Annotated in this window: 13 protein-coding genes; 8 read left to right on the forward strand and 5 right to left on the reverse strand. The window is 38.6% G+C overall.

What is annotated here, in order from left to right:
• Nucleotides 1-9 precede the first annotated feature (9 nt).
• From IO68_RS20640 to IO68_RS20665, 7 genes are all read left to right on the forward strand, one after another.
• Nucleotides 10-864, forward strand: coding sequence for a KilA-N domain-containing protein (locus IO68_RS20640; RefSeq protein WP_023012771.1), 855 nt, complete (start codon nucleotides 10-12; stop codon nucleotides 862-864).
• A gap of 929 nt (nucleotides 865-1,793) precedes the next feature.
• A complete protein-coding gene (locus IO68_RS20645) occupies nucleotides 1,794-2,030 on the forward strand; it encodes a helix-turn-helix transcriptional regulator (RefSeq protein ID WP_023012772.1) in 237 nt (78 codons plus the stop codon).
• Nucleotides 2,031-2,032: 2 nt separating this feature from the next.
• The gene (locus IO68_RS20650) at nucleotides 2,033-2,245 is read left to right on the forward strand and encodes a helix-turn-helix domain-containing protein (RefSeq protein WP_023012773.1); all 213 of its coding nucleotides are present in this window, start codon (nucleotides 2,033-2,035) and stop codon (nucleotides 2,243-2,245) included.
• Nucleotides 2,242-2,796 carry a Bro-N domain-containing protein gene (locus IO68_RS20655; RefSeq protein WP_023012774.1) on the forward strand — a complete coding sequence of 185 codons (555 nt, stop codon included), beginning with the start codon at nucleotides 2,242-2,244 and terminating at the stop codon, nucleotides 2,794-2,796. Before IO68_RS20650 ends, IO68_RS20655 begins: the two co-directional genes overlap by 4 nt.
• Before the next feature lie 136 nt (nucleotides 2,797-2,932).
• A complete protein-coding gene (locus tag IO68_RS34105) occupies nucleotides 2,933-3,211 on the forward strand; it encodes a hypothetical protein (protein ID WP_075316548.1) in 279 nt (92 codons plus the stop codon).
• On the forward strand, nucleotides 3,204-3,515 hold the full coding sequence (locus IO68_RS20660) for a hypothetical protein (RefSeq protein WP_023012775.1): 312 nt from the start codon (nucleotides 3,204-3,206) through the stop codon (nucleotides 3,513-3,515). The genes IO68_RS34105 and IO68_RS20660 overlap by 8 nt, the downstream gene beginning before the upstream one ends.
• Nucleotides 3,512-5,965: a DUF927 domain-containing protein gene (locus tag IO68_RS20665; RefSeq protein WP_023012776.1), complete on the forward strand. Its 2,454-nt coding sequence runs from the start codon at nucleotides 3,512-3,514 to the stop codon at nucleotides 5,963-5,965. The genes IO68_RS20660 and IO68_RS20665 overlap by 4 nt, the downstream gene beginning before the upstream one ends.
• 1,288 nt (nucleotides 5,966-7,253) lie before the next feature.
• On the opposite strand, the gene IO68_RS20670 is transcribed toward IO68_RS20665, so the two are convergent.
• Nucleotides 7,254-8,432, reverse strand: a complete 1,179-nt coding sequence (locus IO68_RS20670) for a PilT/PilU family type 4a pilus ATPase (RefSeq protein ID WP_004882232.1) — start codon at nucleotides 8,430-8,432, stop codon at nucleotides 7,254-7,256.
• A gap of 439 nt (nucleotides 8,433-8,871) precedes the next feature.
• Here IO68_RS20670 and IO68_RS20675 point away from each other — a divergent pair, with 439 nt between their 5' ends.
• Nucleotides 8,872-9,570: a DsbC family protein gene (locus IO68_RS20675; protein ID WP_004882231.1), complete on the forward strand. Its 699-nt coding sequence runs from the start codon at nucleotides 8,872-8,874 to the stop codon at nucleotides 9,568-9,570.
• Nucleotides 9,571-9,621: 51 nt separating this feature from the next.
• Here IO68_RS20675 and IO68_RS20680 read toward each other — a convergent pair whose 3' ends face one another.
• From IO68_RS20680 to guaD, 4 genes are all read right to left on the reverse strand, one after another.
• Nucleotides 9,622-9,873, reverse strand: a complete 252-nt coding sequence (locus IO68_RS20680; protein ID WP_023012777.1) for a GlsB/YeaQ/YmgE family stress response membrane protein — start codon at nucleotides 9,871-9,873, stop codon at nucleotides 9,622-9,624.
• A gap of 238 nt (nucleotides 9,874-10,111) precedes the next feature.
• Entirely contained in the window at nucleotides 10,112-10,642 is a 531-nt protein-coding gene (gene hpt, locus IO68_RS20685; RefSeq protein ID WP_023012778.1) for a hypoxanthine phosphoribosyltransferase, read from the reverse strand.
• Between the two features lie 104 nt (nucleotides 10,643-10,746).
• Complete coding sequence (locus tag IO68_RS34275; RefSeq protein ID WP_023012779.1) at nucleotides 10,747-10,878, reverse strand: hypothetical protein; 132 nt, start codon at nucleotides 10,876-10,878, stop codon at nucleotides 10,747-10,749.
• Nucleotides 10,868-12,184: a guanine deaminase gene (gene guaD, locus IO68_RS20690; RefSeq protein ID WP_023012780.1), complete on the reverse strand. Its 1,317-nt coding sequence runs from the start codon at nucleotides 12,182-12,184 to the stop codon at nucleotides 10,868-10,870. The genes IO68_RS34275 and guaD overlap by 11 nt, the downstream gene beginning before the upstream one ends.
• Nucleotides 12,185-12,233 lie beyond the last annotated feature (49 nt).

Consider the following 12,233-nt stretch of genomic DNA (forward strand, 5'->3'; position numbering starts at 1 on the left):
GTCATAAAAGTGGCACAAAGTAAGAATAGAACAATTTCAGTGAATGAAATTAGTATTGCGGTATCCACAGTAAATGATGAAGACTATATAAGCCTTACGGATATGGTAAAGGCTAAAGATGGAGATTTTTTTATTTCTGATTGGGTAAGAAATAGAAATACTCTTGAATTTATTGGAGTTTGGGAAGAAATAAACAATCCAAATTTTAATTATGGCGAATTCGCCATAATTAAAAGTAATGCTGGCTTAAATGGCTTTAAAGTTAGTGTTAAAGAACTGATAGAACGAGCAAATATTGTTAGCTTAATTGCTAAGGCTGGGCGTTATGGTGGTACATACGCCCATAAAGACATAGCTTTCGAGTTTGGTTTATGGATTAGCCCACAATTCAAATTATACCTGATTAAGGAGTTCCAACGCCTTAAAGAACAAGAGTCACAGCAAAACTCAATTGAATGGCAAGTTAAAAGAGAATTGGCAAAGGTCAATTATCATGTTCATACCGATGCCGTGCAGATGAACCTATTAACCAATGTGCCAGCATCACAGCATGGTTTTATTTATGCGAGTGAAGCTGATTTATTTAATGTGGTGATGTTTGGGAAAACGCATAAGGAATGGCAGCAACAGAACCCCAGTCTAAAAGGAAATCAGAGAGACCATGCCACAGTATTGGATAACGCCATTATTGCCAACTTGGAGCTACAGAACTCTTTGTTGATCAATCAAGGCTACCCACAGAGTGAACGCCTGACCATGTTAAAAGAATTGGAGAAAACTTTAAGAGCAAGTATGAGTAAATCCCCAGCCATGAAGCGTTTAGAGCAACAATCACAGTCGCCACAGATTGAGAAAAAGCCCTAAAAACTGGATATATTTGTAACGAGTTGTAATCGTTTGAACATGAATTTTGACTAATTATAATTAACTAAAATTAATAAAATGTTCATTAAAGTGAACAACTTATATAAGTTTACTTATATTTTTATTATAGCTTATTTAATGAAGTCAAAGAGATACTAGGTAGTGGATATGGGTGGGAATATGGGTGGGAATATGGGTGTATTAATTGTATGAAATAGTGAATTGATGATTATGGACGACAACTTTTAACGCTCTTAGCAGACTGAGAAGTAGACATTTTTATCTAATTCTTGCATAGTTGTCTCATTCATTGAGTTGTAACAAATTCAAGTGGTGGCAATAAATGAATATAGATAGTGAAGTTTGAAAGTACAGCCTAAAAGATTGGGGCAAAGTTAAATTGATAGATCAAACTGATGAGTGAAATATTGAATACTGACCTACTCCCTAATTAATGCACCTACAACCTTAACTATTTAAACAATCGTTGAGTCTAAGCCTTTGCTATGCAGAAAGCGGACAATAAAAAAGAGTTAAGAATTGGCGTTCTTAACTCTTTGGATGACACAAGGAATTGGCGTTCTAAGTGTCGTGTCTTAAAACTGTGATGCAAATGTTGAAGCTCTTAAATTAAATTTCGTCCTGACAAGACACAGAATTTTAGGAACTTTTAGAAATGCGAAACGGTTAAAAGACAAGTTTTATCGGAACTCCGATATGGGCAAGCGAGCTTACCCTATAGGTAGAACTATAGTGAACCTTTGGTTTAAAGTAAACATTTTGTGTTAGGAAAAGCTAACAGGTTGTTTACCACTGAACCTATTGAATAGCTTTATCTGTCTGATAATAATTAGCTTTAACTAGTTTACATTTTTAAACTTTCCTTTCCCATTTTGTGTCTAGGCGAATCTCTAAAGAGGTACGTTTAGATGACTACATCTAAAAATCAACAAATCGAAAACCAACGCTTAATTCGCCGTAAAGAGGTGCAAACTAAAACAGGATTGGGCGCATCATCTATTTACGCCATGATGAAAAATGGCGAATTTCCCGAGTGTTTAAATCTATCTGAACGCCGTGTCGCTTGGATTGAATCAGAGGTTGATCAGTGGATTGCCAATCGTATTGCACAGCATAAAGCTACTAATGCAGTGATGGAGGCATAACCATGAACCATCAAACTGTCATCCTAGATTATCTCAAACAAGGCAAAACCTTGAGCCAAGCCGAAGCCATTGAGCTATGCGACTGCTACCGCCTTTCGGCTGTAATTGACCGATTAAGAAAGCAAGGTTTTGAAATCGTGACCCATAACGAAAAGAACCTGAACAGCAAAGGAACACACGCACGATATGAATTAATTGGGGAGTTTAAAGCATGAACGCCGTAACCCATTTCGATTTTAAATCCAGTTCCGTTCGTATTGTTTTAGATGACAACGGCGAGCCTTTATTTTGTTTGGCTGATGTATGTAAGATTTTAAATATTTCTAGGTCGTCCGATTTACTACAGATTCAAAGGGGGTACGTTAAAAACGAAACCCCTAAACGACATGGCGCATTAGACCCTATTGGTGTACAGAAAATAAGTGTTTCAACCAATGGCGGTAAACAAGAACTGATCTTTATCAATGAACCGAATCTCTACCGTGTCATTTTCAGATCAAACAAACCCGAAGCCCTCAATTTCCAAAACTGGGTATTTTCAGAGGTGTTACCGTCACTGAGAAAGACAGGCACTTATTCAGCACGGCAAACCGCTTTTGATGAATTAAACCGCTTATGTATGCAAGAAAAAGTATCAAAGGAAAAAGGCACATTTCATAGTCATGGGATGCACCGCCGTAAACATGAAAAACGTTTAAATGCTTTGAGAATTAATACCTGTAAGGCAAATATTCAGATGACTTTTGAGGGGGTACACCATGAATAAAACTGTACACCCTGAGTTATTCAAAGGCACAGATTTAAAATCTGACCCTATACAGATTCCAATAAAACCTTGTTGCAATCTTGTTGTGGTGTCATGTTTAGTCACGTTTTCGCTACCTCCCCTTGCACTCACCGCTATACGCCGTTATAGTTTCTTTGCTTTGAGCAAAATCTCAAGGTTAGCTTTGGTCGGCTACGAATATTCAGCGCATACAGTCCGCTCAATGGGCTTTTTTTGTATGTGTAATTTCTCTATGCGTTCGCATGTTATGGCGAAGCTGTGGAGGGACACGTTTACGTGTGCCAGTTACCTGAATTACTGGTCGACCAACCCTTTTCAGCTTTGCCACCTAAATTACTTGGTCGTAATTGGCAAAGCTCCTTTAATTAATTCAGGAGCGCATACTCATGCCTAAATCAAACACGCCTTTAGAAAATCAAAATACACCTAAAACCTATGATGCAGGTGATATGTATGACATTCAATCATTAGCTGAATATGATATGAATTGGATGCATACCGCTATTGAGCGTATTCGCCGTGACTTCCTAAACCTAAGCAAAAACCTACAAGAAAACGGTGTACATTCAATCTATCTTGATGAATTGCAAACTGTTTTAGGTATGTACTCATACCTTGCCGAAGAACGTCTTGCCTATCATGTAGAAACAGCAAAACAATACGAAAAAGAATGGAAAGCTCAAGGGGGCGACAAATGAATATAAAACCCTCATGGGACACCACACCCGATATGTTTGAGGGTGGCATTTCAAATGCTACCCCTCAAAAACAACAAAGCCCACTTGAGCGAGTGGGCGATGATGCAAGTCATTCAATTGTTGAAGCACTTGAAGAATATACAGCCCCATTATTTAACAATAATCAGCTATATGGTGCAATGGTTAGAATAATGGGCGGTTGTCCTGTAGAAATCCGCCGTTCAGTCATTGATAACGCCACCCAGTACGGTGAATCAAATGATGATGCTCTATATGGCTTGGCAGTTTTTGATCTTTTTGACGAAAACCTACAACCAACTGGAGCAGTATTTACCAATCCAACGATTGAGGGATTCAAGGATATTGTGTTCGGTCATGGTTGCTTGTATTTCAATCGCTCAAAATTGAATGAATTACCTTTGATTGTGACTGATGACCCTAATCTTGCCATGAAAACGGCGTATCCAGTCTATGCACCGTATCAATCAGACAAGATCAATGCTTATACCCTCAAGGCATTGATGCAGGCACATTCTGATCTATGTGTGATAGCTCCTGTACATCAAAAGGATGATATTCAACGCCGTTACACTGACCTTGATGTCAAAATGGCATTTATTCCCGAACCGCCTGATTTGATGATGCCACAGGATGAACTGGACGGCATGATTAAAACAGCGATTGATCAAACCAAAACACCGCCGAAAGGACATATAGCCAAACCGTTTAAAATGGATGATGGCTCATGGCTGCATATCCTTGAAAGTGGCTTATATCAGATCAAAGAAAAACAGGACGAGAACGGCGAAACCAAGCAAAGTAAAATCCTGATTTCAAATGCTTTGATTATTTTGGGAGAAGCCCGAAGCCTAAAAAATGACAACTGGAAAAGAGTCATTCAATTTCACGACAAAGACCGTACATTACACACTTTAATCATCCCCTATGAGCATTTCATGGGTGAAGCTCAAGACGCTTTAAAGCTGATTGCCAGTCATGGATTAATGCCACCACGTCAGACCCATAAAAAGAATGTTTTTATCAACTATCTACAGGATTACCCCATAGAGAAGCGATTTCGTTGTGTAGATCGGACTGGATGGTATGGCAATAGTTTTGTCACTACCAACCGCACCTATGGCAACCAAGACGATGAACAACTGCTATTCAATAGCGAGATGAAAGACCCCTACGGCACTATGGGAACGCTTGAGGGATGGCAAGAATTAAGCCGATTGATCGAACCTCATGCCCTTGCCGTTCTGTCCTTTGCATGTGCATTTTCAGGGCAATTGATAACACCATTAGATATAGAAAGCGGTGGATTTCATATCTACGGCACATCCACTGATGGTAAAAGTACCATTACAAAGGCAGCTTGTAGCGTATGGGGCAAGCCTAAAGACGTATCAAAATCATGGCGAACCACTGACAACGCTTTGGAAAATGATGCTGAACTCCGCAATGATAACTATCTCAATCTCGATGAACTACGGCAGGCAGTTCCAAAAGCCGTGTCGGATATTGTGTATATGCTGACAGGCGCACAAGGTAAAGCAAGGGGCAGCAAATCAGGCAGAAATAGAGAAAATAAGCAATTCAATTTAATGTACACCTCTACAGGTGAAATTGCCTTAGAAGATCATTTAAGACGTGACGGTATCGAAATGGATGCAGGGCTATTATTGCGCTTCGCCCACCTCCCGAGTGATGCAGGCAAAGGCTACGGCGTATTTGAATGTATTAATTATGGCAATAGTTCCAGTGATGTCGGCAATCGTATCAATGAGCTATCAACTAAACACTACGGACATGCAGGCATCAAATGGCTTGAGTATCTAACCGCCAATAAAGATGAATTGATCTTGCAAGCTCAAACCATGCTCGATGACTTCACAGCCAAACATGCCACCAAAAACAGCCAAGCGGTGCGAGTATTACGCCGTTTTGCATTGGTGGCGGTTGCAGGTGAATTAGCAACACAGGCAGGCATCACAGGATGGCAGCAAGGACGCTGTTTTGAAGCTGTAGGGCAATGTTTTAATACATGGCTAGGCACACTAGGCAACGGCGAAAATATCGAAGAAACTAAAATACTGGAGCATTTCAAAGCATTCTTTGAAGCACATGGGACAAGTCGTTTTGAAAATCTGACTGTTATCCGACATCCTGACGGCGAAGTAATTAGACCACGTATTCATAACCGTGTTGGTTACTATGACCCTGACGAGCGTATTTACCTTGTATCAAGCACCATGTTTAAACAAGAGATGTGCATCGGTATCAGTGAAGCCAACGCCAAAAAGGTGCTTAAAGCAAATGGATGGCTTGTACTGGGTGAAGATGACCGAGTGGTAAAGCGCATGGGCGGAAAATTACCCGATGGCAGTCGTCCTAGAATGATGCATTTTAAGGCAGACGCAATCCACAGCTTTGATGATGAATCCTGAAATAGTCTTTTTATGATGGGACGTGTGGGACGTTATTAATATTTTTAAATGTAATGCACTGTTATATATAGATATTACAACGTCCCATTAATTAAATTATATAGTTTTTATATGTGGGACATAGATGGGACGTGTGGGACGTTGTCTGGTATGCGTCCCATTGTGTCCCAAGTGATAATTCAATAAATGGGGCAACTTTCTTATAGAGTGGGACGTATATTTTTTATATACAATCAACACTTTATCTATGCATGTCCCAAAAGTCCCACACGTCCCACTCAAAAAGACACAGATATATTACTAGATGCGTCCCATAGGGATTAAATGGTGTTTACTTAATTGGAGGAGGATTAACATCCCTTTAACTTTTTTAACATCAAATTTTAACTTTTAACTTATCCCTAGCTGCTTATAAGTCCTTAAACATAAGGCTTTATAAGGTTTTGGTGCTTTAACTTTATTTTAACTTTGTGCTTTAACTTTTTCTGAAATGGGAATTTTTTTATAAGTGAGATAGAGGGCGGTGTCCGTTTTTAAAATTTCTAAAAACTTTGAAATACCCCCCTTATGTTGTGAGAGGAGAGGCTTTGTTCGGGCATCATGGAATTGGTGGTAGCTCAAATGAGGGATAATCCCTTATTTAGTGATACTGGATAATCTTGTATCAGTACGTATCACTAAATCACCTTAAATATTCTATACAAGTGAATGGCGAAAACACATATAAATACCCATTCAAAACTATGCCCTATAAGGGATACATGGATTTTAATAAACCCTGCCTTTGTAAAGCTACGTAAAGCAAAACTTGCTTGATTACCGATACAAGCCACCATAATTTTTGTTGTACACAGCAGATATATTTAGGTTGACGGATTACAGCAGTAAAAGAGTATAAAAACACATGCCAACCTATGCACAGCAAGGCTTTAGACCATTTTAATAATTTCCTATTCCGTCTACCTACATCAACCCATTTAATTTTTAATTTCGCGCACGTAAAAAAGTTCTTAGAGGGGCGGTCATTTTCAGAAAAAGGCTTTAACTTTTTGACTCCCCCTTATAGTCTTTTTAGGGTGTAAGTATTCAAGTCATGTTTCATCAAAAAGCACTTTAATTGCCCTAGTATCAGCAAAATTAGTCTCATATTAGTCTCAGTTGGTAAATTAAAAATATAAGTTGTTGTTATTAAAATATTTTATTAATTAAATTACATTCTGTATTGGTAAATAAATTTTAAAATTATGAAAAAAGCGTAGATTTTATTCAAACCTACGCTTTTTTATATTTAAGCTTCCTCTTGTTCTTCAGCTTTTTCTTCTTCCTTTACCATGTTGAGTGCAGTTGCAGCGACAGGTACACCCTCTTGGCGGTTACTTTTCAATTTGATTTGTAAGCGTAATTCATTGACTGAATCTGCATTTCGCAACGCCTCGTCATAGCTAATCGCACCTTCGTTATAGAGATCAAACAAGGCCTGATCAAACGTTTGCATACCCAATTCACGTGATTTGCTCATAATTTCTTTAAGCACATGGAATTGTCCTTTTAGAATATTATCTGCAATCAATGGGGTATTGAGTAGAATTTCAATTGCTGCACGACGACCTTTGCCATCCTCAGTACGAACTAAGCGCTGTGAAATAATGGCTTTCATATTGGATGATAAATCCATCAGCAATTGATTACGGCGCTCTTCTGGGAAGAAGTTAATAATACGGTCTAAGGCTTGGTTGGCATTATTTGCGTGTAAAGTCCCTAAACAGAGATGTCCTGTTTCCGCAAAAGCAATCGCATGTTCCATGGTTTCAGTATCGCGGATCTCTCCAATCAGAATGACATCAGGCGCTTGGCGTAAGGTATTTTTCAAAGCGTGATGCCATGAGTGGCAATCAACGCCAACCTCACGATGCGTAATCATCGATTTTTTGTGTTTGTGTACATATTCCACAGGGTCTTCAACGGTGATGATATGACCTGCTGAATTCTCATTGCGATGATCAATCATGGCTGCTAAAGAAGTTGACTTACCTGAGCCAGTACCGCCAACGACCAACACTAAACCACGCTTTTCCATGATCACATTTTTAAGTGATTCTGGTAGTTTTAGTTTTTGAAAGGTTGGAATTTCAGAGGTAATGGTACGAATGACCATCCCGATTTGAAGTTGTTGTTTGAATACATTGACGCGAAAACGTGAAACATTGGGAACATTAATGGCGAAATTACATTCCCATTCATTTTCAAATTCTTGTCTCTGTTTTTCATTCATTAAACTATAAGCAAATAATTTGGTTTTATCAGCTGTTAGAGCCTGCTGTCCCAAAGGTCGCATTAGACCTTGTAATTTAATACTCGGTGGAAAATCAGCGGTTATAAATAAATCAGAGCCACCATATTCCACAACTTTAGTGAGCATATGGAACATAAAGGTTTTGGCTTCTTCTAATAATTCAGCATTGTACATTGATATACCTAGATTTTTTAAAGCATTTAGAATTGCAATCAAGTCGGATGAAACTAAAAACACAGATTTAAGAGAACATATCCTTGTTTCTTAAAAATGAAGCAGCGCAATATGACAAAATTGGCGATTACGCTGCTATGAATCTTTGGTTTAGAGAGATGATTTAATTTCGATGAGATTATTCCAAAGATCAACTCTACGATCTACTTGGTTTTAAATTTATATTAATAATTTCAATGTGATGTGATAAAAATTTTCAGCTTTTTACTTAAAATATGCTTTAACTTGAGAACTCCATCAAATTGATTGAAATGAATAGAACGTTCCACGTGAAACATGGGGCGATTGGTTTGATTTTGGTTGTGACTCCGTAAGCTTTGCAGTCTCAATAAATCAGAGTGATTACAATAGCCGCTGATTTTAAAATTGAGTTTGCGTCATGTTAAAGAAAATTGGGATTTTTTCACTGTTAGGCTGCGTCTCTGCTTTCAGCTTTGCAAATGTGGAAACATTAAAAAGCAATTTGAGTAAACAATATCCCAATATTCAAGTTACCAATATTCAGCCTACTGAAATGTCTGGTTTATATAGTGCCAATCTCGATAATCAGATCATTTATTTAGATGAAAATGCCGAGCATATGTTCATCGGATCAATGGTTCGTCTTAAAGATCAAAAGAATCTGACTAAAGATTTAGTGTTAAAGCAGAATTCAATTGATTGGAAGCAACTTCCTCTCAAAGATGCCATTAAAACAGTGAAAGGCAATGGCAAAAGACAATTGGCAATTTTCTCTGACCCTAATTGCCCGTATTGTAAAAAACTAGAGGCAGAGCTAGATAAGCTAAATGATGTCACTATTTACACCTTCATTTATCCATTAAAAACACAGTCAATTGCCGTGTCTAAACAAGTTTGGTGTGAAGCAAATCCTGCATATGCATGGAAGAATCTATTGCAAAAAAATGTTCAGCCCAAAGCCAAAACTTGTGCAAATCCAATTGATCGTAACTTAGAGTTAGGTCGTAAATTGGGGGTACAAGGCACACCAACCTTAATTTTTGGCAATGGCTTAAAAATGGTCGGTGGTCGTAGTGCCGAAGAAATCCAAATGATTTGGAAAGAATTAGAATTATAGAAATTCTCCCAATTCATTGATTAACGATGAATTGGGAGTTTTAACCTGAGATTAACTTTTCTTGGTCACAAGATTGTAGATAAATAGAATAATAACGGCACCGATGACTGACGCAATAAAACCAGCCGCTGAATTCTCTGCATATAAACCGAGTAATCGACCGCCGTAGGTGGCAAGTAAGGAACCTGCTATCCCTAATAAGGTTGTAACGATGAAGCCTGCTTTATCATCTCCAGGATGTAAAGCACGTGCAATTAAGCCCGCAAAAAAACCAACTACAATTGCCACAATTAGAGACCACATTGTCTTTTCTCCTTGTTTTCACAATGGTATTTATTGTTATCCTGCTTGATAGAGCTTACTTTTGTCTGTAGTGGATTTTCCACTTATGTCGTATTTTTGTGCAACTTGAGTCAAGTTAAATAACTTTTCCAACAAAAAAAGGTGCTTTGCAGCACCTTGATTACAACTGACATCTTAGCAAAATATAAACCCCAAAAATTTATTTAAAGATTCAATTTGCGAGAGATGTCAAAAGCCCTCAAAGACCAATCTCACCAATAAATGGTAGATGACGATATTTTTGATCAAAGTCGAGGCCATAACCAACGATAAAGCGGTCTTCAACTTCAAAACCAAGAAATTTTACATCTAAATTAATTTCACGGCGTGATGGTTTGCTGACCAAGGTACATAATTCAATTGAATTTGGATTACGGGTTTGCAGAATTTCCATCACTTTACTTAATGTCCGTCCTGAATCGATAATATCTTCAACGACGAGAACATCTTTACCTCGAATTTGACCATCAAGATCTTTTAAAATTTTAACATCACGTGAAGAAACAGTTGTACCGTTTACATAGCTAGATACAGTCATAAAATCGAGTTCATGTGGTTTTTCAATGGCACGACACAAATCTGCCATGAAAATGACTGAACCACGCAATAAGCCAATCAATACCAGTTCTTTATCACTTTGAGCATAGTGTGCGTTGATTTTATCGCCGAGTTCTTTCACTTTGGCTTGGATCTCTTCACTGGAAATCATTACGCGCATTGCAACAGTCATCGATAGAGTCCTAAAACTTAAAAACAGGAAAAATAAAAAAGGTGTTGACCAGCAACACCTCGAAATCTTGAGTTAATGTGAGAATTCTAAAACAAAATCACACTTCATGCACCTTTTGATGGTGCAGAAAATGTATCATTTTTCGGCTGACGGCTGTCACGTTTCAAAAGAACAGCACAGCCTAAAACCAACAACACCCACTCAAGTCTTTGTTTGGACGTTTGTTTAGTTGGCACTATATGCTTTTTGTCCATAAATATAAGTTGCCTCAATATTACGGTCATCACCCATGGTAAATAGTGCAAATAAGCTATCATCAATCGACTTTGAGCGTGACTGACGCAGTTGTTGCAAAGCTGTTGCTTTGAGGTTGAGCACTACAAAATCAGCTTCTTTACCGATATTAAAGTTCCCTAACTTATCATCTAAGTCTAAGGCTTTCGCGCCACCTAAAGTGGCATGATATAAGGATTCAAAAGCAGAGAGTTTGTCCCCTTGCAGTTGCTGGACTTTATAAGCCTCATTTACCGTTTGTAGGAGACTGAAAGACGTCCCTGCCCCAATATCTGTACCCAAGCCAACTTTAACTTTTTGCTCCCAAGTCTTTTTCAATGGAAATAAGCCACTGCCTAAGAACAAGTTTGAGGTCGGACAGAATGCGATTGCTGAGTCCGTATCATGCATGCACTGCCATTCAGCATCTTCCAAATGAACGCAATGTGCGAAGACCGAACGTTGTCCAGTTAAGCCATAATGGTGATAGACATCAAGATAGCCTTTTTGTTCGGGGAATAAATCTTTCACCCAAGCGATTTCATCTTTATTTTCACTTAAATGGGTGTGCACATAGACATCTGGGAATTGTGCTTTGAGCTGCCCTGCTTTTTCGAGTTGTTCTGGGGTTGAGGTCGGTGCAAAACGAGGTGTAATTGCATACAAGGCACGACCTTGACCATGCCACTTCTCAATCAGCGCTTTAGAGTCGTCGTAAGCGCTTGCTGCGGTGTCACACAGCGCTTCAGGTGCATGACGATCCATCATTACTTTACCTGCGATTAAACGCATTTGGTGCTGTTGTGCAGCTTCAAACAGGGCATCGACTGATTCTGGATGAACCGTACAGAATACCAGTGCGGTTGTTGTTCCATTTTTGAGTAATTCATTCACAAAGAATTTAGCGATTTCTTGCGCATAAGCTTTGTCTTGAAATTGGATTTCTGTTGGAAAGGTATATGTATTTAACCAACTGAGCAGCTGTTCGCCGTATGCACCGACCATTTCAGTTTGTGGAAAATGGATATGCGTATCAATCATGCCAGGAATGATCAATTGATCTGGATAATGCTGAATTTCAACGTTTGTAGGTAGTTCAGACTGAGCATCTTCCCAAGCGCCAAACCAACGAATCTTACCTTGTTCAGTGATCATGATACCATCTTCGAGATAGCGAACTTGATCGGTAATTTCTGCGGCTTGAGAAACAGTGTTTTGAATATCTAAGAAGCGACCACGAATCACCGTGATAGGAGTAGCCAAAGTCATAACAACCTACAATGTTTTTCGAATGATTGTACCTGATTTTGCCAAAGTT

The organism is Acinetobacter sp. COS3 (assembly GCF_000475335.1).
GTDB classification, from domain to species: domain Bacteria; phylum Pseudomonadota; class Gammaproteobacteria; order Pseudomonadales; family Moraxellaceae; genus Acinetobacter; species Acinetobacter venetianus.

Coding starts and splice junctions, on each gene's coding strand:
- IO68_RS20660 (WP_023012775.1), top strand. CDS start 3,204: ATGCCTAAATCAAACACGCCTTTAGAAAATCAAAATACACCTAAAACC.
- guaD (WP_023012780.1), bottom strand. CDS start 12,184: ATGACTTTGGCTACTCCTATCACGGTGATTCGTGGTCGCTTCTTAGAT.
- IO68_RS20670 (WP_004882232.1), bottom strand. CDS start 8,432: ATGTACAATGCTGAATTATTAGAAGAAGCCAAAACCTTTATGTTCCAT.
- IO68_RS20675 (WP_004882231.1), top strand. CDS start 8,872: ATGTTAAAGAAAATTGGGATTTTTTCACTGTTAGGCTGCGTCTCTGCT.
- IO68_RS20650 (WP_023012773.1), top strand. CDS start 2,033: ATGAACCATCAAACTGTCATCCTAGATTATCTCAAACAAGGCAAAACC.
- hpt (WP_023012778.1), bottom strand. CDS start 10,642: ATGACTGTTGCAATGCGCGTAATGATTTCCAGTGAAGAGATCCAAGCC.
- IO68_RS20665 (WP_023012776.1), top strand. CDS start 3,512: ATGAATATAAAACCCTCATGGGACACCACACCCGATATGTTTGAGGGT.
- IO68_RS20655 (WP_023012774.1), top strand. CDS start 2,242: ATGAACGCCGTAACCCATTTCGATTTTAAATCCAGTTCCGTTCGTATT.
- IO68_RS20645 (WP_023012772.1), top strand. CDS start 1,794: ATGACTACATCTAAAAATCAACAAATCGAAAACCAACGCTTAATTCGC.
- IO68_RS20680 (WP_023012777.1), bottom strand. CDS start 9,873: ATGTGGTCTCTAATTGTGGCAATTGTAGTTGGTTTTTTTGCGGGCTTA.